Source organism: Pelosinus fermentans DSM 17108 (genome assembly GCF_000271485.2).
Classification (GTDB): Bacteria; Bacillota; Negativicutes; order DSM-13327; family DSM-13327; genus Pelosinus; species Pelosinus fermentans.
In genome coordinates this window covers 612,173-635,514 of the sequence record NZ_AKVN02000001.1, presented here as the reverse complement: position 1 = coordinate 635,514, position 23,342 = coordinate 612,173, and the positions used below count along the sequence as shown (strand labels likewise).

Here is a 23,342-nt window from a genome sequence, read left to right as displayed (position 1 = left end):
GCTCCCTACTGTTTAATAGGAAGCATAACTTTTTGAAACTCATATTATAGTACTAAAGTACTTGTTATTTTGCTACTGTACAACGATCAACCAAGAACACCATGGATTGATAGCTAAGACCGCTGCGATGGGCCAGACCCATTTCGCAGGTACGGCTATTGGAATAACCAGAAGTACAATCTGCAGGTAAGCTGTCTTTGAGCTCAGCTAGAGCAGATTCATTTAATTCTGGTACTTCAAAGCCTTTATCACCAGCAAATCCGCAACATCTAACCCGCTCTGGCATGACCACCTTCGTCGCACAAGCTTCTGCTAATTTCTTAAACTTCTCCTTAAGACCTAATTTAGTTGAACTACAAGTTACGTGTACAGCAATGGTTTCCGGCTGTTGTTTGAATTCCAGCAAGTCAAACAGGTAGTCGTGGATAAATTCTACGGGTTCATACATTTTCAGCTTCTTATCCATTACTTTTCGCATACGATAAATACAAGGACTTGTATCACAAACAATAGGATACTCCCCATTATTGCTCACAACTATTAATTCTTTTTCCAATTCACTGCTCATCTTATCTGCCGACTCAAATAACCCTTTACTTTCAAAAGGCATACCGCAGCATAACTTATCCATCTCACGAGGGAAAATCACTTCATAACCGGCTTTTTCCATCAATTGAATCATTACCTGACTAAGCTGACGTTTATCCCGATCGCCAGGAGCAGAACCACCCATAGTACGACTCACACAACTTGGGAAATACACGACTTTACGGCCATCTACACCCTTTTTGGAACGGGAAGGATCAGGGGTCTGACCAGGTCCTGCCATCCAAGGATTCCATAAAGGCACTTTATGGCCGCTGATGGAATGAAGTCCGCCAGCAATACCGCCCATCAAAGAAGTACCGAGTACGGAATGTGCTATTTTAGCACTAGACAGTCCCATACGTGCCATAGTTGTTACACCGGCAAAATTTTTCGTAATGAAACGTCCAATGGATTTTCCGTTATCTCCCATTAATTGGGCCCGATAATGCTTCGTGTGCTCTCCTGTATTAATGCCCACAGGGCAGGTGGTAGAACACAATCCGTCTGTAGCACAGGTTTCATCACCAAAATAGGCATAATCTTCTTCTAAACGACGCAGACGTTCCTGATCTTCGCCGGTTTGGCGCAATCTGGCAATTTCACGCTGCACCACAATACGCTGTCTAGGCGTAGCTGTAAGATTCTTCGAAGGACAATTAATTTCACAAAAACCGCATTCAATACATTTATCAATGATCTCATGAGCCTGAGCCATGGGCTTCAAGTTCTGAATATAAAGCAATTGGTTATCCGTGATAATAACATCTGGGTTTAAGGTATGTTCCGCATCAAATACCTTTTTCAATTTGCGCATATAACTATAAGCCGTTTTGCCCCATTCCATTTCCACAAATGGTGCCATGTTACGGCCTGTACCATGCTCAGCCTTCAGCGATCCGCCATACTCATTGACTACCATGTCGCAAACATCTTTGATTAAGGACTGATAGCGTTCAATTTCTTCTTGATTTTTAAAGGTTTGCGTTACAACAAAATGCACATTGCCATCTAAAGCATGTCCATAAATGATGCCGTCGTCATAGTTATATTTGTTCATAATGTTACGAAGTTCCAGCACAGCTTCAGCCATTCGTTCTTTCGGGAAAGCCACATCCTCAATAATAACAGAGGTGCCAGGTCTCCTCATACCGCCAACGGCAGGGAAAATTCCTTTACGAATATGCCATAAAACTTCATATTCTGCTTTAACATCCGTAAAAGTAATTGGCAATACAGTAGGAAGATCTGCTAAGCGTGCTTTTACATCTTCAATTAACTGATTTAAGGCCGCCTTATCTCCTGCCCGCACTTCTACCAATAAAGAAGCTGCATCCGGTGATAAAGTTTTTAAATAATCCGGCATTCCCGGTTCATCCTCTACAGAACGAAGAGATGCACGATCCATCAGTTCAGCAGCAGCGACCAAATCACGGTCAAGTTCCATTACTGCCAGACAAGTGGTATTCATATCAGGGAAAATCATTAATGCCGATGCTTTATGCTCATGTTCAATGACTGTTTTATAGGTTATTTCCGTAATAAAACCTAATGTGCCTTCTGAGCCGATCATTAAATGATTAATAATGTCAAAAGGATCTGAATAATCGACAAAAGAGTTCAGACCATATCCAGTGGTATTTTTAATTTTATATTTACGCTTAATAAGCTTTGTCAGCTCTGCGTCTGCATTAATTTCATCACGGATTTTTTCAATTTCTTCTATAATGGAAGGATTATTTTTTTTAAATTCTTCTCGCGAAGCTGCGCTTGCCGTATCCAGCACTGAACCATCTGCAAAAATAAGCTTCATGCTCTCAACTGTCTTATAACTATTATCAGCCGTACCACAGCACATACCACTGGCATTATTCGCTGCAATGCCACCGATCATAGCATTGTTAATGGTTGCAGGGTCCGGTCCGATTTTTCGCGAATAGGATTTTAAATATGAATTGGCTTCAGAACCAATAATCCCTGGCTCTAACGCAATGGATTCACCGCCAGGACTAATGGAGTAATTATGCCAGCCTTCTGTAGCAACTAAGAGCACGGAATCCGTAATAGATTGTCCAGATAAGCTCGTCCCTGCTGCACGAAAAGTCACAGGAATTTTCACCTGATTGGCCTTTTTTAAAATATTGGACATTTCTTCTGCATTTTTTATTTTAATTACGATTTTGGGAAGCATGCTGTAAAAACTAGCGTCAGCACCATATGCTAATGTGCGAATCGGGTCAACAAAAACTCGTTCCCTAGGGATAAATTTTATAACATCATGATAAAAACTCCTATAATTATCGGGAAGTTTCGCAATATCACTCTCTACAACTTTCATTACCATACCCATCGCCCCCTTTTTTAAATGAAACAAAGACTCCTATTATCACTATACCATAAGTCTACAAAATATACACAATATTTTAATAAAGAGACTTGATTTAACTCTATGAATAAGGGCAGCTTACCAGCTGCCCTTATTCATAATTAATATTCCAACTCTTTCGCTGTAACCCGTTTACGAAATACCCAATAGGTCCACCCCTGATAGGCCAGCACAATCGGTACTAAGGCCAGGGCTGCAAAGGACATAATCTTTAACGTATACGCACTGGAAGCGGCATTATGAATGGTTAAACTCCACGCAGGATTTATACTGGATACCATAATCCGGGGAAATAAACCGCTGAAGAAGGCTATCGTCGTAAAAGCAATTGCCAATCCACTCATGGCAAAAGCCCAGCCAAATCTTTTTAACCAAAGCAGAACATAACCGGCGACAAAGACTGCTACTGCCCCCCATAAGGCGCTGCTGGCTAATGCACTTTTAAATAAATCCGTATTTGTGTAAGTTAAACCTACAAGACTCAAAAAAACCAAAGCTGCAAGCAAGCCAATTTTCACCGCTGCTTTACGGGATCGTTCAATGAGTTCTCCCTCCACCCGAAGAGTCAGAAACAATGCTCCATGGAATAAAAATACTAATAAAAAGGCAACCCCGCCTACTAAGGTATAAGGGCTCAACAAATCAAAGAAAGTCCCGGCATACTGCATCTTACTATTAATGGGTATACCCTGAATCAAATTCGTAACGGCGACACCCCAAAGCAGTGCTGGCAAAGTACTTCCAATAAAGATCATCCAATCCCATGTACTGCGCCACTTAGAACTTTCGTCCTTACTGCGAAACTCAATGGCTACACCTCGCAGAATCAACGCTACCAGCATTAAAAATAATGCCATGTAAAACCCACTGAACATAGTAGCATAAACATGGGGAAAAGCTGCAAATAAAGCTCCGCCTGCAGTAATCATCCATACTTCATTACCATCCCAAAATGGACCTATGGTATTAATTACAATGCGTCGTTCCACATCATTTCTCCCGATAAAAGGCAAAAGCATACCCACGCCATAATCAAAACCTTCCAGGAAAAAAAAGCCGGTAAATAGGACTCCTACTAAGATAAACCACAAGATATTCAGTTCCATAATGTCGCCTCCTTCTTCTTCGTCAGCACACTTAGAACGGGTTTTTCATCCAAGGGTCCGATTATAATAAATTTACGCACTAAGTAAATAGCTACTGCCGCTAATGCTCCATACAGTACCGTAAAACCAATCATCGAAATCCAGATTTCGGTACTGGTTACATTAGTGGACACACCCTCACTGACTTTTTGCAAACCTACTACAATCCAAGGCTGCCTTCCGCCTTCTGTCAGAATCCAGCCTGTAGAATTCGCAATATAAGGAAAAGGCAGGCTCCACAACAACAACTTGAGAATAAAAGGATTTTCTTCTAACCGTTTCTTATAAAAGAAGAACGCACCTAATGCTGCCACGAGCATCATCCACAATCCGGATAATACCATGATGCGAAATGTCCAGAAGGATTGGGCAATATTCGGAGTGTAGTTGCCCGGTCCATGTTTTTTCTCCGCAGCTGCCTGCAATTCGTTAATCCCTTTGATTTCTCCTGAAAACTTATCATAAGCCAGAAAAGATAATGCCCCTGGGATACCGATTTCAAAAGAATTCTTTTTGTTTTTCTCATCCACCACTACTGCAATTGCGAAAGGGGCCGGATCAGCAGATTCCCACAATGCCTCCATGGCTGCCATCTTCATAGGCTGTTTTGTAGCAAGAAATTGAGCTTGTAAATGTCCTGTACCCATGACTAACAATGTGCTTACCAACATGCATGCCAAACCAATCTTTATGGAAGGTTTAAACACAGGCAAATGACGTTTTTTTAATAAATAGTAAGCACTAATGGCTGTTACAAATACACCGGCAGTTACTAAGCCTCCTAAAATCGTGTGCGGGAATTGTCCCCATACATATGGATTGGTAATTACCTGCATAAAATCAGTCATTTCCGCCCGACCATTGCGAAGTGCATACCCCACTGGAGACTGCATAAAGGAATTGGCTACCAAAATCCAAAACGCCGATAAATTGCTGCCAAAGGCAACCAGCCACATACAAGCTGCATGCATTGTTTTTGATAATCGATCCCAGCCAAAGATCCATAATCCTAAGAAAGTCGATTCCAGGAAAAACGCTGATAAGGCTTCTAAAGCTAAGGGCGCACCAAAAATATCCCCCATAAAACGAGAATACTCAGCCCAATTCATACCAAAATGAAATTCCTGAACAATTCCAGTAACCACACCCATAATAAAATTGACTAAAAACAATTTACCCCAGAATTTGGTCATTGTTTTGTACGTTTCATTGCCTGTTCTGACATACATGGTTTCCATTACGGCCACTAATACGGACAATCCCAATGTCAACGGCACGAATAAAAAGTGGTACACTGTCGTAATAGCAAATTGCCATCGTGCCAAAAGCACTTCTTCCATATTCTTCCCCTACCTCTCCTCTTTATCTTTTCCCACTAATCCAGCAAAGTTAACTTCACGCAAAGCCTTTGTAAAATCTGCTTGAATCACAGCTAGTGAAGCATGTACAGGACATTTTCCTCCGCACCCTTTCGTGCAGGCGGAATCTTCTTTTAAGCACCGTTGCAAATCCAAAGGCCCTTCCATTACTTCAATTACATCCAAAAGGCTGATCTTTTCAGACGACATCGCCAAGACAAAACCTCCGTCTACTCCCCGATAGGATTTTACCAATTCTCCTTTTACTAAAGAACGCATTATCTTTTGCAAAAAACCTGCTGGTATACTTTGTTGCTCAGCGATTGTCTGGCTATTGGCTAATTCTCCTTCAGGCAGTTCCGCCAAATGCAGAATGACGCGGAAAGCATAGTCTGTGGCTTGGTTGAACTGCACGTACACACCTCCTTTTATAATCAATACCATACCGGTTCGGTATTAATTTAATATTACTATTGATCCTATCCTTTCGTCAATAGTTTTTACAATATTTTCCCTCTGAAAGAATGTAGTCTCTCGAAAATAACTATCTATAGCTACAGACAGGCAAAGGATGAGCCTAACTATAAGCGTAGGTTAAGTACAACGGCGAAGCGTTAGCTATGCTCATCCTTTGCCGTTGTAAATGAGCTTCTCCAACAGACTATGAATATCTTGCATATTTTTCTGTAAGTCCAGCCAGCTGACTACTGACCTCATTGGTTAGCAGCTTCTTATTCAGCCGCCAAGCCCAATTGCTTCCTCCTGCTGTACCTGGAAGATTCATTCGGGCTATACCAGATAACCCTAAAATATCCTGTAAGGGAACAATAGCAGTATCCGCATTAGCCTTATATAAAAATTCTATAAATTTCCAATGAGGCGCAATCCCGTCTTCCTCATCCAGACCAATTTCCTGCTGTATGCATGCTGCTAACGTCAGGTCTTCTGCCAGCAGTTTTTCATACCAGCTGCTAATTGTATCATTGTCATGAGTTCCTGTATAGATAACCACATTCTTTTCACAGGTAAAGGGTATGCATTTTCCCTGTTCATCAAAATAAAACGAAAACTGCAGCACCTTAATTCCCGGAAAAGAAAGTTCATATTTTAAATCCTCCACTTCCGGTGTAATGATCCCTAAATCTTCTACAATAATAGGCAATGGACCTAAATGCTTTTGCAAAATACGAAAAAATCTCTCTCCCGGTCCCTTTACCCATTGCCCCTGCTCTGCCGTTTCTGCTATAGCGGGAACTTCCCAAAAGGATTCAAAACCGCGAAAATGGTCTACACGGATGATGTCAACTAAGGAAAATAAAACTTGCAGCCGTTCTCTCCACCAGCGGTAATCATCTTTGGCCATTTCTGCCCAGCGATAATGAGGATTCCCCCATAATTGACCCGTTTTACTAAAATAATCAGGCGGAACCCCCGCCACTGTTTTTGCCCTGCCATTTTCATCTAGATCAAACAGCTGCTGATTTGCCCAGACATCACAACTATCGTGGGCCACAAAAATAGGTATATCACCAATAATATTGACCTGCTGCTGGTTCGCATACTTTTTTACCTCCTCCCATTGACTAAAGAAGATAAATTGCAAAAAAGTATGATAATCAATATCATCCGCCAGTAATTCTTTATACTTTTTCAGCGCTGCCGGTTCCCGCAAAGCAGCTTCTCTAGACCAAAGGTGCCATGGCTGCCCCTTAAAATAGGTTTTTAGCGCCATAAACAACGTATAATCGGAAAGCCAACCATGATTTGCCTTACAAAAACGTTCATAATCCTGAGATATACGTTGCTTCCTAAATGTCATAAAAGCTTTATACAATAAGGATTCCTTATATTCTTTTACTTTAGAAAATATAACCTGCTCATCAGGGAAGACAGGAACCTGTCCTAGATCTTTAGCATTCAAAAACCCTAAGCTCACTAATTTATCTAAGGATATCAACAGAGGGTTGCCCGCAAAGGCAGAAGGACATTGATAGGGGGAATGACTATCCCCTACTGGATTCAACGGAAGTACCTGCCACAATTTCTGTTTGCTCTTATGTAAAAAATCAATAAATTCATAGGCTTCTTTTCCCAAATCCCCAATGCCATATTTAGAAGTCAATGATGTGGGATGCAAGAGTATTCCTGCTTGGCGCGGGAAAAAGCTTTTTTCCACTTGTAAGAGAACCTTACCTTCCAAAGGCTGTAAACATACCGTCAACATTCCTTTTACAATCCGTATTTCCTGATTGTTATTCAGCATATCGATCATGACACCATGGCACCACTTGCGAATAGGAAGTTCCACGGTTATGGATTGATCTACACTCGAATTTAACAAAATCACTGCCGTATTATCCTGAGCTGATTGACTAAAAACATTCTTGCCATTGCTAATTTTGCGAATATATCCATATACCTGTTCATGGACAGGCAGGGAAATCCATTCTCCTGTTTTGAAAACATCGTAGCGATTGTGTACTGCAATCACTTGTTTATACCAAGCCAGCAGTTCCTGATCTTCTTGGCCCCATGGATACGTTCTGCGATTGTAAGGGTCCTTAAAACCTTCTACACCAGCCTCATCCCCATAATAAATGGAGGGAACACCGGGAAAGGTCATCTGCCATAAAACCAATATTTTCAATCTGGCAATTCCTAATTGACGTTTGTCAGCAGGCAGACGATATACAGCCTGCTGAGCAACAGTCAGACTGTCCGGAGAGGGAGCCTCTCCCAGCAAGGTCAATACTCTGGCTACATCATGACTGCCAATTAAATTCATCATGGCATAAAAGTTTTGACGAGGATAATTTTCTGCCAGGCTCATAAATCGTCGATGAACGGCAGGAGCACCAATCGCGCCAAGAATAAAATCCAGTACAATCCCGCGGAAGGGATAATTCATAACCGAATCCAATTCATCCCCCTGCAGATACTTTCTAAGTTTTCCATAGCTCTCTTTATTAGAAGCATCTTCCCAGACCTCACCAATGAGTACGCTGTCCGGGTCCACATTTTTCATGGTTTTATAGATCCTTTTTATAAATTCATCCGGCAGCTCATCCGCCACATCCAGACGCCATCCCTTAGCTCCCAGCTGCAGCCACTGCCTAATCACACTATTCCTTCCTTCAATTATATAATCAACATAGGAAGGTTCATTCTCTTCCACATTGGGCATTGTGTCAATCCCCCACCAAGCCTCATAAGAGTGGGGATACTCTTTAAAGCGATACCAATTATAATAAGGAGATTCCTTGGATTGATAAGCACCCACCACAGGATAATTTCCTTCCCGGTTGAAATAAATGCTGTCACTGCCCGTATGACTAAAAACACCATCTAAAATTACAGCAATACCATATTCTTTTGCTTTTTCGCACAATGCCCTGAAGGTTTGGTTGTCACCAAGCATGGCATCTATGGTTTTGTAGTCCCCTGTATCGTAGCGGTGATTGCTGGGGGATACAAAGATAGGATTAAAGTAAATGACACTAACACCAAGTTCCTTCAAATAGGGTAGTTTTGCAATGACTCCCTGCAAATTTCCCCCAAAAAAGTCATAGGATACAATCCGTCCTGTATCTGCATCACGAATATAATAAGGATGATTATCCCAATGGGCGTGAATAACGCTTCCCTTTGGGGCTGCTAAAACCTGTCCATCTGCTGTTTCCTTATAAAAGCGATCCGGAAAAATTTGATACATTACAGAACCTTTAAACCAGTCAGGAGTAACGGCTCCGTTCTTATATACAGTAATTTGATAACCGGGAGGTTCTGCCTCATATAATTGACCGATTCCACCTAGACGGTCAGTCTGATTTCCATAATAATATACCTTATCCTCCAGCCGAATAATAAAATAATACCACATAATGCAAGGAGCTAAGGGAGCATTCAGCTGTACTTGATAGAGTATCGTCTGTCCTGAATCGTCTAACTGCTTCATCGGGATTTTCTCTTCACCCCGGTCCTCTCGCCATAAACGAAGTACAACACTTACAGGAGTAACAGAATTCTGTATTTTCAAATGAAGAACAATAGGTTGATTACAACAAACAGCCCCAAAGGGGCTGCGAAAAAACTCCAATTGTGAATCATGAAGAATTAATTCTTGCTTCATATTACATCCCTCACTTGTTAGAAAATACCTACTGACAAGACCATCAGAGCCATTCTTGTCTTTCTCATGAATCCCCTGCCATTACACCTGCTTTATTAATTTTTGATACATTTCCTTGTATTCTTTAGCTGATTTTTGCCAGCTATAATCGCTCAGCATTGCATTTTTCACTATTTTATTCCAGCATTCCTTATCTTGGAATGTTTTTAGTGCCCAATTGATTGTATCTGCCATCTCATGAGCATTATAGTTTACAAAAGTAAAACCATTTCCTTCGCAGATCTCTTGATTATATGACCGTACCGTATCGCGCAGGCCGCCAATTTCCCTCACAATTGGCAAGCAGCCATAACGCATAGCGATCAGCTGCCCAATACCGCAAGGTTCATATAAGGAAGGCATTAGGAACATGTCGGCGCCGGCGTAAATTTGATGAGCTAAATCTTCATCAAACATAATATTGGCAGATACTTTACCAGGATACTGCCAGGCCATGTATTTAAAGAAATTCTCATACCGCGCTTCGCCAGTCCCTAAAACCACTAATTGGATATCATAGGTATCCCGTCCAGCAATAGCGGCCTGTTTCACCACATCCTGAAACATTCTTTCGACTAAATCCAATCCCTTGGCACTCACTAAGCGGGAAACGATAGCAATAACCGGTACATCTTCCCTGACAGGCAGACCCAGGCGAGCTTGCAGTTCCATCTTATTTTTCTTTTTATTCTCTATGGTATCCACATCGTACGTAGCGGAAATCAGCTTATCCGTCGCTGGATTATATACAGCATAATCAATGCCATTTACAATGCCCACTAAACGATTTTGACGCTTCCGTAAAAATCCATCTAATTCCTCACCAAAATAAGGATCTTGAATTTCCTTGGCATATGTTCTGCTGACCGTAGAAATCATATCCGCATATGCCAGACCGCCCTTCATAAAGTTAACAGCTTTGTGGAATTCCACACCTTCAGGGGTGAAATATTTCCAGTCTAGACTCAATATATCGTGTATAATATCTTGGGAAAATACACCTTGATATTTTAAATTATGAATGGTAAATAAGGTCTTGATTTTTTTATATTTTGGCTTCTCACGATAATGAGCATCTAACAACACACTAATCATTCCAGTGTGCCAATCGTGGCAATGAATGATGTCTGGCGTAAAATCGATTTTGTCCAAAGCCTCTAATACCGCACGGCAAAAGAAACCAAAGCGCTCCGCATCATCCCCATAACCATAAAAGCCATGGCGTTTAAAATAATATTCATTATCCGCAAAATAGAAGGTCACACCTTCATAAACAAATTCTAAAATCCCGCAATATTGCTGCCGCCAGCCAACCTGCACAAAAAAGTGATTTTTAAACACCATTTGTGACTTGAAGCCCTCGGGTATATCTTGATAGTTAGGCATAATGACCCTGGCATCCACACCTTGCTTAATCAGCTCTTTCGGCAATGAGCCAATAACGTCTCCTAATCCACCTGTTTTTGCAAAAGGTACCGCTTCGGCGGCTGCGATTAATACTTTTATCATAGTTAAATCACCCGTCCTTTCTTTATTACAAGGGGATAACTGTACTCACCCTTTAACTGCTTATTAGCGGTAATATGAACATCCTTATCACAAATAACATTTTCGAGGATCACTCCTGGACCGATATTCCCCTTCTGCATAATAACACTATTTTTAATATATGCTCCCTTATGTACTTTTACGCCCCGAAATAAAATACTATTTTCGACTTTTCCTTCCACATAGCATCCACTGGCAATTAAAGAATTTGTCACCTCCGTTTCATGTATATATTTGGCAGGTGCTTCATCCTTGACCTTTGTATAAATTAATCCCGATTTGAAGAACAGCTCCTTCCAAATGTGAGGATTGAGCAATTCCATACTATGCTGAAAGTAGCTTTGCAGAGAACTAATCCGCGCTGCATAACCTGGATGATGATATCCATATACTTTTAACTTCTTAACATTCTTAATGATACAATGCTTTACAAAATCATAATCGCCACGGGCAATACACTGATTGATTAATTCAATGAGCAGGTCTTTTTTCATAATAAACATGTCAATGGACATGTTTTGATAACCGCCTGTATCTTTAAATTCACTAATAGTAAGAACCCGCCCCTCTGGACCAAGTCCTAAAATATTAGATCTTACGCAATCATGAGTGCCGCAATTTGCCTTTGTATATAAAACGGTAATATCAGCCTCTGTATTTTTATGATATTCCAAGATCACTCGATAATCCATATTGCTTACAATATTGGCGCCAGCAATGATAACATACTTCTGACGGCTTTGATAAATATAATCTAAATTGCTGTATAAGTTTTCTACATCGCCCCGATGAACCTGCATCGGCGTTCTGGTATAAGCCGGCGGCAAAACAAAGAGTCCGTCCCGTTTACGTGCTAAATCCCAATCCTTTCCGGAACGTAAATGATCCACCAAAGAACGATACTTATGCTGAATAAAGATCCCCACATTGGAAATTTCCGAATTCACCATATTTGATAAAACAAAATCAATTAACCGGTAGCGCCCAGCAAAGGGAATTGAGGCCAATGAACGAGAACGGCTTAATTCTCCTACATGTTCTTCTGCTTCATTGAGGTTGATAATCCCCATTAAATCAATCATATCTTATTCCTCCCTTTTGCAAAGCGCATCTTCTGGCGGACTGCAGGAAAGACTTGCCTCAATCGTAGTATGGGGTGGAATAATCATATCAATATCCAATACTACAATCTTCTGCTGCCCATCCAGCTTCTTAGCCGCTACTACTGTTCCTTGTTTCAGTACTGTTTTACGTCCAATAATCGCCTTATCGGTCACAACATGATCTTCAATATGTGCACCTGACATAATAATGGAATTTTTCACCTTAGCACCTGGTCCGATATAAACATCCGGAAAAAGAACCGAATTTTCTACTTCACCTAAAATCAAACATCCCTCTGCAATAATCGAATTCGTTATTTTAGCCGTAGTAGAAGTATAATGGGGCGGTCTTGGAGGGTTCGAGGAATAAATGCGCCACTTTGAATCATATAAATTCAGCTCCGGTCTCTCTCCCAGCAAATCCATATTGGCCTGCCAATAGCTTTCCACGGTCCCCACATCCTTCCAGTATCCTCTGAAAGAATAGGCCCTCAAGTTGCGCTTATCTGCCAGCATTTTAGGAATTATATCATGACCAAAGTCATGAGTTGAATTTTGATTAACTTCATCTTCGAACAAATATTTCTTTAAAACCGGCCAACTAAATATATAGATTCCCATAGATGCCAAATTGCTTTTTGGTTCTGCAGGTTTTTCCTCAAAGTCAATAACACGCTGTTCGTTGTCTGTATTCATAATTCCAAACCGGCTGGCTTCATCAAGAGGAACTTCGATAACCGCAATGGTAGCATCCGCCTGCTGTTTTTGATGAAATTCCAGCATCAAAGAGTAATCCATTTTATAAATATGGTCTCCTGATAATATGAGTACGGTTTCCGGATTAAACCGATCGATAAAATTGCTGTTCTGACAAATCGCATCTGCCGTACCCTTATACCATTCTCCCCCCTGCTCTTTTACATAAGGAGGAAGTACAAATACACCGCCGTTCATTCGATCCAAATCCCAGGCACTGCCAATACCGATATAACTATTTAAGGCCAAAGGCTTGTACTGGGTAAGCACACCAACCGTGTCAATTCCCGAGTTATTACAATTGCTTAAGGGAAAATCAATAATACGGTACTTACCGCCAAAGGGAACTGCTGGTTTGGCTAACTTCTGCGTCAAAATACCAAGACGACTTCCTTGTCCACCTGCCAATAACATAGCTACGCACGCTTTTTTGTGCATAATAACGCCCCCTACTATTAAAAGTCTTTCATAACTTCTTCCAACACCTTTATGTTTATTTAGGACGCTACCTTCCGCTCATTTCTCAGTCTTTTTTAGGTAGATAGTAGCTAAAGGCGGAAGGGTGATCGCCAAGGAGTGAGAATGATTATGCCAAGCCGTCTCTTCTGCAGCTAATACTCCTGTATTTTTTTGTCCTGATCCTCCGAACTCCTCCCAATCACTATTAAAGATTTCCAGGTAAGATCCTTCGGCAGGTACGCCGATTCGGTAAGCCTGATGCACGTTAGGTGTAAAATTACACACCACAAGTAACGTTTCCTCTGGATTAGCAGTCTTACGCATAAAACAAATCACGCTTTGCGTATAGTCGCTGCAGTCAATCCATTCAAATCCTTGCCAATTGCCATCTACAACCCACAAAGATCGTTCCTTTTTATAAAAATGATTTAACCTGCGGCAATACTCCTGCAGTTTTTCATGCATAGGGGACTCAACTAAGTGCCAATCCAGACTCTCATGATCCTGCCACTCAATGAATTGACCAAACTCACTGCCCATAAATAATAATTTCTTTCCTGGATGAGCCATCCAATACCCATAAAAAGCGCGCAGATTGGCAAATTTCTGCCAATAGTCGCCAGGCATTTTATTGAGCATTGATTTCTTTCCATGGACCACTTCATCGTGAGATAAAGGCAGAATAAAATTTTCCGAAAAAGCATACATAAACGAAAAGGTTAATAAATGATGATTCCATTTTCGATGAACTGGATCAATTTCCATATATCGCAGCATATCATTCATCCAGCCCATATTCCATTTGAAGTTAAAACCCAAGCCGCCGCTATAGGTCGGCCAAGATACCATGGGCCAGGAAGTTGATTCTTCTGCCATCATAAGCACATTAGGCCGCTGAGCAAACACGACTTCATTCAGCTTGCGCAGAAAAGCTGCCCCTTCCAGATTGCCATCACCCCCATATTGATTGGGCGTCCAATCCCCAGCTTCTCTGCCATAATTTAAATACAGGATGTTAGAAACCGCATCCACCCGAATACCGTCAATATGATAGACATCCAGCCAGAATACAGCATTAGAGATAAGAAAACTCAGCACTTCCGTGCGTCCTAAATCAAAATTGGCAGTACCCCAGCCTTTATTCTCCGCCCGCTGGGCATCAGCATACTCGTATAATGCAGTACCATCAAACTGCCTAAGCCCATGATCATCTTTGCAAAAATGCCCTGGTACCCAGTCTACGATCACACCAATTTCATATTCATGACATACATCAACCAGATACATAAAATCTTCTGGCGTACCGTAGCGGCTGGTAATGGCATAATATCCCGTCGCTTGATAGCCCCAAGACCCATCAAAAGGGTGTTCGGCAACCGGCATGATCTCAATATGCGTATAGCCCATAGCAGATGCATACTGCGGAAGGAGCTCTGCCAGCTCACGATATGTCAGCACAGCGTTGTCTGCACCTCGCCGCCACGATCCTAAATGCACCTCATAAATCAATAAAGGCTGCTGATTCACGGGTTTCGACTTCCTTGACTGACATTTTGTGTCTTTCCATTGATAGCTGTTTAAATTGTAGACCACCGAAGCGGTTTCCGGTCGAAGCTGAGCATAGAAAGCATAAGGATCCGCCTTCATAAGCGTCTGTCCGCCAGCAGTCTGGATTTCATATTTATAGATATCTCCTGCCATAAGATCTGGAATAAACAGCAGCCATACACCTGATTCCCCTACGCGATTCATCTTATGACCCTCGCCCTGCCAGGCATTAAAATCTCCGACAACTCGTACCCCTTGCGCATTTGGTGCCCATACCGCAAAGCGCACACCTTGTTTGCCATTCTCGGTGAGAACATGAGCCCCCAGCAACTGATAGCTTCGAAAGTTACTGCCTTCATGAAACAGATACAAATCCTCTTGACTGATTGGTGAAATAGGAACTGCCATATAATACCTCCCCTATCATTTCTTACAGACTATGGTTTGGTAATGACTACAGGTTTCGTATGCCAAATATCGCGAGAATATTCACAAATGGTGCGATCACTTGAGAAAATACCTGCTTGCGCAATGTTATGAATGCTCATTTCGATCCACTTATTTTTTTGCTTATAGCGTTTGTCTAATTCGACCTGCGCCTTTGCATAGGCATCAAAATCTCGTAAGACAAAAAATTCATCATTATCTGCAAGTAAAGAATTATACAAGGGTCTGAACTCTTCTCTCTGATAGGGCAAAAAGCCGTTAACCAATTGTTCCAAAACGGTCTTAATCCGGATATCGCTGCTGTACACCTGCCAAGCATCGTATCCGCCGTGATTATAGTAATCAAACACCTGTTGGCTGGTCAGTCCGAAAATAAAGATATTATCATCGCCCACCGCATCATGGATTTCCACATTTGCTCCATCCAGCGTACCAATGGTTACCGCTCCGTTCAGCATAAACTTCATATTACCTGTCCCTGAAGCCTCTTTACTGGCTGTTGATATTTGCTCACTCACATCAGCTGCTGGAAACAGCAGTTCTCCTAAGGAGACACTATAATTTTCTAAAAAGATGACCTTCAACTTACCTTTGATATCTTTATCCTTATTAATTAACGAAGCCAGAACACTAATCAATTTAATCGTCTGTTTTGCAATATAGTAACCTGGTGCTGCTTTACCAGCGAAAATAAAAGTCCGCGGCGTAATGGCTAAAGAAGGATTTTCCTTTAATCGGTTATATAAATCCATAATATGAAAGACATTCAGTATTTGGCGTTTGTAAGAATGAATGCGTTTGATATGAACATCAAAGATTGAACGGGCATCTATGGTAACACCTGTTTTTTCCTTAATATACTTCGCTAATATCTTTTTATTATTGTGTTTCACTTTCCGGACTTTTTCTTGTATGATCTTATCCGTGTCAAATCGCCCAAATTCCTCTAATTTCTGAGGGTCAGTGATCCAGCCTGATCCAATACAATCGGTTATAATCCCGGCAAGCTCAGGGTTGGCTTTTAACAGCCACCGCCGATGGGTAATGCCATTTGTTTTATTATTAAACTTTTTAGGATAAAATTTATGGAAGTTTGACATAATGTGTTCTTTTAAGATGTCTGTATGTATTTGAGCAACACCATTTACACTATGACTGCCGACTACAGCAAGCCTGGCCATATGCACCATATTATCAGCAATCACTGCCATGCTTCGGATTCGCTCCCAGTCTCCGGGATAGGCATCCCATAAACTGCGGCACACGCGTTCATTAATTTCATGTACAATCATATACATCCTTGGAAGCAGCGACTTAAACATCTCAACTGGCCATGTTTCTAAGGCTTCCGGCATAATGGTGTGATTGGTATAGGAAATGGTTTCCGTAGTAATTTTCCAGGCGTCATCCCAAGATAATTCCTCCTGATCCATTAATAAACGCATCAGTTCAGGTACAGCGATGGCCGGATGGGTGTCATTAATATGAACAGCTACTCTTTTCGGCAATTGCTTCATGGAGCTATACCTCTTCTTGTAACGCCGGATGATACTCTGCAGTCCAGCAGAAACAAAGAAGTACTGCTGTTTTAAACGCAAGAGACGTCCTTCATAAAAATTATCCTGTGGATATAATATTTTTGATATTAAACCAACGGAGGACCGATACTCCATTGCTTCCAAATATTCACCCCGATTAAAGGAAGCTAAATCAAAAGTGTCATGTAACGATTCTGCATTCCACAACCGCAGCGTATTCACCGTATTATTATGATAACCAGCAAGGGGAACATCATAAGGTACTGCCAATACAGCCTCATAATTTTCATGAGTAAATACCCATCGCTCTCCTTGCTGGCTACTGTTAATGGTGCCGCCAAATTTGACTTCTACTGCTTTATCCGCTTTACGGAATTCCCAGGCATATCCATCCTGGAGCCAATTATCGGGCAATTCCACTTGATTATGATCTACAATCTTTTGCTCGAATAAACCATAAGTATAGCGGATGCCGCAGCCATGTCCCGGTATACCAACAGCTGCCATGGACTCCATAAAGCAGGCTGCTAAACGACCTAATCCACCATTCCCCAGACCCGGATCTGCTTCTTGTTTTTCCAGTTCGTTTAAGTCAATCCCTAGTTCTTCCAAGGCTTCTCGATAGATTTCCTTGACTCCCCCATTGACTAAGTGCATATCCAGTGCTTTTCCCAGTAAAAACTCCATGGAAAAGTAGTAAACCTGCTTTACACCTGTCTCACTATACTGTTTATTCGTCTCCATCCAATTCTTACTAATGCAATCACGAATAACTCGGCTTAGGGCCATATATTTATTATTAATAGACGCTTCCTCAATCCCTTTACCAAACATCGTTTGCAGATTGTTTACAAAAATGGCTTTGAATTCATCTTTATCCATTAACATGCAGCCTATCCCCCTTATTCAAAATTACAATATTTATATGTAATGGTATTGGATAATCTTGTTGTTTTGTAAAAAAATTATATGATTTCTCTTATCGTATTACTTGTCCATTTGCCCGAAAAAACCCTTCTTTTTTCAAAGGAAATTTTTGCATTTTTGTGTAAATTCATGCTGCATCATTACAATATTTCGTAAGCTCATTATAAAACGAGAGCATACTTTACGTTTAAGTATACTCTCGCTGCCTTTTCATCCTCTTATAGTTGACTCTCCCAGATGCCAGGTTTCTGCAGCATATTCCCGTATTGTTTTATCACTGGAAAACAAACCGGAATGAGCGATATTTTCCAGACACATAGACTGCCAATGCTGTCTCTGACGAAACGTATCGTCTAACCGTCGATGAGCATCGGCATACGATGCAAAATCCTTTAAAACAAAGAATTCATCATTATTACGCAGCAAGTAATCATACAGGGGTCTAAATTCTTCTTTTTCATCAGGCAGATACCCATTTACCAGCTGCTCAATTACTTTTTTGACCCGCATATCTTCATTATATACATCCCAGGCATTGTAGCCTCCATGTTTATAGTAATCAAGCGCCTGCTGGGCGGTGAGACCAAAAATAATAATATTTTCCGGGCCAACTGCTTCTTTGATCTCAATGTTAGCACCATCTAATGTTCCAATTGTAACAGCCCCGTTCATCATAAACTTCATATTTCCGGTTCCAGAAGCTTCCTTGCTGGCAGTAGAAATTTGTTCACTCACATCGGCTGCAGGAAACAGCATTTCCCCTAAGGATACACTATAATTCTCCATGAAAACTACTTTTAGTTTATCTTGTATTGTTTTGTCATGATTAATGACAGATCCCAGGATATTAATTAATTTGACCGTTTGTTTGGCTATATAATAGCCTGGTGCAGCCTTTCCTGCGAAAATGAACGTGCGCGGCACCATGTCTAATTGAGGGTTTAATTTTAATTCGTTATATAGATGCATAATATGCAATACATTTAATATTTGGCGTTTATAAGCATGAATCCGTTTGATTTGTATATCAAAGATAGAATGAAGATTCACAGATATCCCATAATGACTGTAAATATGATCAACCAGCTTTATTTTATTCTTAAGCTTTATATTCGCTAATTGTTCTTTAAAAACAGTATCTTGGGAGTACTTACGCAGCAGCAGCAGTTCTTTTGGATCAGCAATCCAGTGGGTTCCGATTGCATTATTAATTAAATCCGTAAGCAGCGGATTGGCTTTTAGTAACCAGCGACGGTGAGTAATGCCGTTGGTTTTATTATGAAATTTAGCAGGATCATATTGATAAAAATTATGCATCAGATATTGCTGCAAAATCTCCGAATGCAGCTTCGCCACCCCATTAACGCTATGGCTGCCTACTACCGCCAAACGTGCCATGTGTATTACGCCATCAGCAATCACTGCCATATCTCTGATACGCCCCCACTGTCCAGGATATCGTTCCCAAAGTTCCTTACAGAATCGCTGATTGATTTCTTCGATCATCATATAAATCCGGGGCAGCAAGTTTTGAAACATCTCCACGGGCCATGTTTCAAGAGCCTCAGGCAGTACAGTATGATTGGTATAGGATATGGTCTTAGTTGTAATCTGCCAAGCCTCATCCCAACCAAGATTCTCCTCATCAATTAAAATTCTCATCAATTCCGGAACAGCTAAGGCTGGATGTGTATCATTAATATGTACACCAATTTTGTCAGGGAATAGTTGAATCCTATGATTTGCAGACTTAAATCTTTTTAGAATACTTTGCAATCCGGCTGAAACAAAAAAATATTCCTGTTTTAATCGCAGCAGACGCCCTTCAGGATGGGTATCATCGGGATATAAGTACTTAGAAATTCGCTCCACTGAATTCTTATATTCTATCGCTTTTAAGAAATCATTCCGGTTACGGAATGCAAAATAACAGTCGTTATGTGCCAATTCTGCGCTCCATAACCTAAGAGTATTGACCGTATTATTTTGATATCCGATCATAGGAATATCATAAGGAACCGCTAATATCACTTCCGCATTCTCATGAAAATAATAGGTTCTGCCATCTGCTTTGACTACGCTTCTTACATGACCGCCAAAGGCAACTTCTACTGCTTTATTCGTTCTACGATATTCCCATATATAACCATCTTTCAACCAGTTATCCGGTAATTCCACTTGATAATTCTTTACTATTTTCTGCTCAAACAATCCATAGGTATATCGAATACCGCAGCCATGCCCCGGAAGTGATAAGGCTGCCATGGAATCCAGAAAACAAGCAGCAAGTCTCCCAAGCCCCCCATTGCCAAGTCCTGCATCCGGCTCTTCCTGCAATAATACAGATAAATCAATCCCCAGTTCTGCAAGCCCGGTTTGACAAACCTCTTTCACTCCTAGATTGAGCAGGTTCATATCCAGCAATTTACCTAATAAAAATTCAATTGAAAAATAATAGATTTGTTTATCGCCGTTGGCCTTATACTGCTGATTGGTCTTTATCCAATTTGGACTGATATAATCCCGCAGCAGGCTCCCCAGCGCAATATATTGATCATGAATACTGGATTCTTCAAGACTTTTGCCATGCAGGGCTTGTAACTTTTTACTATACGCTTCTTTAAATCCTTCTTTATCCATCAACAAAAAAAACCTCCTGAAAATGACTAATTCTGAAGGATAATCTTTTGCTCACTCCACTGTACTTATACGATGGTCCCCTTTGCCACTACCAGAGGATAGTTCTTCTCCCCTTTTAACCATTTCCCTTGGGTAATACAAACATTTTTATCGCAGATTACATTTTCAATAATTGCATTTTCAGCTATTTCACATTTTTGCATAAGAATACTGTCCTTAATATATGCACCCTTATGTACCTTGACGCCACGAAACAATATACTGTTTTCCACGCGTCCCTCAATGATGCAGCCATTGGCAATCATCGTATTAAAGGCTCTGGCATTTTCCTTATATTTGACCGGGGCTTCATCCTTTACTTTCGTATACACAAGTCCTGATTTGAAGAATAGTTCTTCCCACTTTTCCGGCCTAAGCAAATCCATATTGTGACGATAATAATTTTTGATTGAATCAATCCTGGCCGCATAACCCTTGTAAGGATAACCAAACATCTTTAATTTATCTATATTTTTAATTAAAACGTCCTTTACAAAATCCCAGCCGCCTCGTGCCTGGCAGTCTTTGATCAACTCTACCAATAATCCTTTTTCAATCAGATACATTTCCATGGAAACTTTACGGGATGCGGTTCTAGATGATTGACTGCCCATGTCGCTAATTCGGCCGTCAGGCTGACAATCCAGGATGGTATATTGGGAAAGTTCATCGTCTGCATCATATTCCTTGTATAAGATTGTAATGTCTGCATTCATATCTTTATGAAACTTAAAAGCCTTACGATAATTCAAGTTGCAGACAATATGACTGCCGGCAATCAGCATATATTCCTGCCTGCTGCTTTCAATGTAGTCTAAATTATTATAAAAATTTTCTACACTTCCCCGGCATCCCCCGGATGAACATGGATTAGGACTGGGAGGTAAAATAAATAAACCATCCCTTTTTCGGGCTAAATCCCACTCCTTCCCCGAACGCAAATGATCCATTAATGCCCGGTATTTATCTTGCACCAAAATCCCTACATTCTGCATTCCTGAATTCACCATATTAGATAAAATAAAATCAATCAGCCGATACCTGCCGCCAAAAGGAAGAGCTGCCAATGGTCTTCCCATAGTTAGCTCTTTTAAGAGATCCTGACCAAGATTCAAATTAATAATTCCCATAACGTTTTGCATCTTATCCCACCTGTTTTTGTTTACTTATCATATGATTCTCTAGAATTTGAGCATCACTGGGTATGATGATGTTTTCCTCTATGACACATATCCCTTCGTGATTGATTGAACCAATCAAAGCACCTTCTTCAATTAAGCTTTTTCGTCCGATAATTCCCCGGTAAATCTGCGCGTCTCTGCCAATGGTAACATAGGGCATAACAATGGAATCCTTAATTATAGCCCCTTCCTCAATATGTACACCGGGAAAAATGACAGAATGCTCCACCTCGCCTAAAATTGAGCAGCCTTCACTCACCAAAGAACGAGTGATCTTTGCCATAGCGCCAATATAATGGGGCGGCCTGGTAGGATTTACAGAATAAACCCGCCAATTAGGATTATATAAGTCCAGCTCCGGCTCATCCGCCAATAAATCCATATTCGCTTCCCAAAAGCTTTCTACTGTGCCTACATCCTTCCAATATCCTTTAAAATAATATGCAAATAAACGATGACCATCCATCAATAATTTAGGAATGATATCTTTGCCGAAATCATGACTGGAAAGGGCATTTTTGCGGTCGTCTTCTAAGCACTTTCGCAATAAACGCCAGTTAAAAATGTAAATTCCCATGGAGGCCAAATTACTATTCGCTTCTTTAGGTTTTTCAATAAATTCTGTAATTCTGCCCTGTTCATCCGTATCCATAATGCCAAAGCGTGAGGTTTCATGCCAAGGTACTTCAATCACCGAAATAGTAGCTTCTGCTTTTTGTTTCTTATGGCGCTCCAGCATTAGCGAATAATCCATGTTGTAAATATGATCACCTGATAAGACCAATACATAGTTAGGGTTGATCATATCAATAAAATTTAAATTTTGATAAATTGCATCCGCTGTCCCTTTATACCATTCTGCACCACCTTCCTGGGCATAAGGAGGCAAAACATACACCCCGCCATCTCTGCGGTCCAAGTCCCATGGACTACCGATTCCGATATAGCTGTGCAAAGCCAGAGGACGATACTGGGTCAACACTCCCACCGTATCAATTCCAGAGTTGTGGCAATTGCTCAAAGGAAAATCGATAATACGATACTTACCGCCAAAAGGCACGGCTGGCTTCGCGATCTTGCTTGTCAAGCTTCCCAGCCTGCTTCCCTGCCCACCTGCTAATATCATAGCAATACATTCCTTTTTACGCATAACATATAATCCCCCATTCATTTTCTACCCATGCCACAAAAACTCATGCAGCCCATTTCCTATACTATGCGCGACCATTTCCAAACATGACTATTTTTTTATGAGCAGGTTTATTTAATTGTAAAATTTTTCCTATTTTCTATTATTGGACATACTCCTATCATATTCCTGTCTTGATTTATTTTATTTTTTATAAATGCTGCGTACTCTTTAAAACATAAAAACAATTGAACCACAAAGACGCAAAGGACACAAAGGGTTTTATATTTTTTGTGTTTCCCTTTGTGTACCGCGCCAGCGGTTTTGTGCCTTTGTGGTTTATAAAATCTTATAAAAAATACCGATGTAACGGTCTCACTACATC

13 protein-coding genes are annotated in these 23,342 nt (G+C 40.8%); all 13 read right to left on the bottom strand.

Annotated features, from left to right (window positions below):
• Positions 1-64: 64 nt before the first annotated feature.
• Positions 65-2,929, bottom strand: a complete 2,865-nt coding sequence (locus tag FR7_RS02875) for an FAD-binding and (Fe-S)-binding domain-containing protein (protein ID WP_007938627.1) — start codon at positions 2,927-2,929, stop codon at positions 65-67.
• A gap of 143 nt (positions 2,930-3,072) precedes the next feature.
• Complete coding sequence (gene cydB, locus FR7_RS02870; RefSeq protein WP_007938625.1) at positions 3,073-4,077, bottom strand: cytochrome d ubiquinol oxidase subunit II; 1,005 nt, start codon at positions 4,075-4,077, stop codon at positions 3,073-3,075.
• Positions 4,068-5,456 (bottom strand): cytochrome ubiquinol oxidase subunit I, encoded by a 1,389-nt coding sequence (locus FR7_RS02865; RefSeq protein WP_007938623.1) that lies wholly within the window; start codon positions 5,454-5,456, stop codon positions 4,068-4,070. The genes cydB and FR7_RS02865 overlap by 10 nt, the downstream gene beginning before the upstream one ends.
• A gap of 9 nt (positions 5,457-5,465) precedes the next feature.
• Positions 5,466-5,888, bottom strand: coding sequence for an RrF2 family transcriptional regulator (locus tag FR7_RS02860; protein WP_007938622.1), 423 nt, complete (start codon positions 5,886-5,888; stop codon positions 5,466-5,468).
• 247 nt (positions 5,889-6,135) lie between these two features.
• A complete protein-coding gene (locus FR7_RS02855) occupies positions 6,136-9,603 on the bottom strand; it encodes a bifunctional glycogen debranching protein GlgX/4-alpha-glucanotransferase (RefSeq protein ID WP_007951957.1) in 3,468 nt (1,155 codons plus the stop codon).
• Positions 9,604-9,684: 81 nt separating this feature from the next.
• Positions 9,685-11,151, bottom strand: a complete 1,467-nt coding sequence (gene glgA / locus FR7_RS02850) for a glycogen synthase GlgA (protein ID WP_007951955.1) — start codon at positions 11,149-11,151, stop codon at positions 9,685-9,687.
• Between the two features lie 2 nt (positions 11,152-11,153).
• Entirely contained in the window at positions 11,154-12,272 is a 1,119-nt protein-coding gene (gene glgD / locus FR7_RS02845) for a glucose-1-phosphate adenylyltransferase subunit GlgD (RefSeq protein WP_007938619.1), read from the bottom strand.
• Positions 12,273-12,275: 3 nt separating this feature from the next.
• A complete protein-coding gene (locus tag FR7_RS02840; protein ID WP_007938618.1) occupies positions 12,276-13,487 on the bottom strand; it encodes a glucose-1-phosphate adenylyltransferase in 1,212 nt (403 codons plus the stop codon).
• Between the two features lie 78 nt (positions 13,488-13,565).
• Positions 13,566-15,464 (bottom strand): 1,4-alpha-glucan branching protein GlgB, encoded by a 1,899-nt coding sequence (gene glgB / locus FR7_RS02835; RefSeq protein WP_007938616.1) that lies wholly within the window; start codon positions 15,462-15,464, stop codon positions 13,566-13,568.
• A 29-nt stretch (positions 15,465-15,493) separates the two neighbouring features.
• Positions 15,494-17,929 (bottom strand): glycogen/starch/alpha-glucan phosphorylase, encoded by a 2,436-nt coding sequence (locus tag FR7_RS02830; RefSeq protein WP_007938614.1) that lies wholly within the window; start codon positions 17,927-17,929, stop codon positions 15,494-15,496.
• A 249-nt stretch (positions 17,930-18,178) separates the two neighbouring features.
• Positions 18,179-20,608 carry a glycogen/starch/alpha-glucan phosphorylase gene (locus FR7_RS02825; RefSeq protein WP_007938607.1) on the bottom strand — a complete coding sequence of 810 codons (2,430 nt, stop codon included), beginning with the start codon at positions 20,606-20,608 and terminating at the stop codon, positions 18,179-18,181.
• 65 nt (positions 20,609-20,673) lie between these two features.
• Positions 20,674-21,789 (bottom strand): glucose-1-phosphate adenylyltransferase subunit GlgD, encoded by a 1,116-nt coding sequence (gene glgD, locus FR7_RS02820; protein ID WP_007938605.1) that lies wholly within the window; start codon positions 21,787-21,789, stop codon positions 20,674-20,676.
• A 1-nt stretch (position 21,790) separates the two neighbouring features.
• Positions 21,791-22,978 carry a glucose-1-phosphate adenylyltransferase gene (locus FR7_RS02815; protein ID WP_007938603.1) on the bottom strand — a complete coding sequence of 396 codons (1,188 nt, stop codon included), beginning with the start codon at positions 22,976-22,978 and terminating at the stop codon, positions 21,791-21,793.
• Positions 22,979-23,342 lie beyond the last annotated feature (364 nt).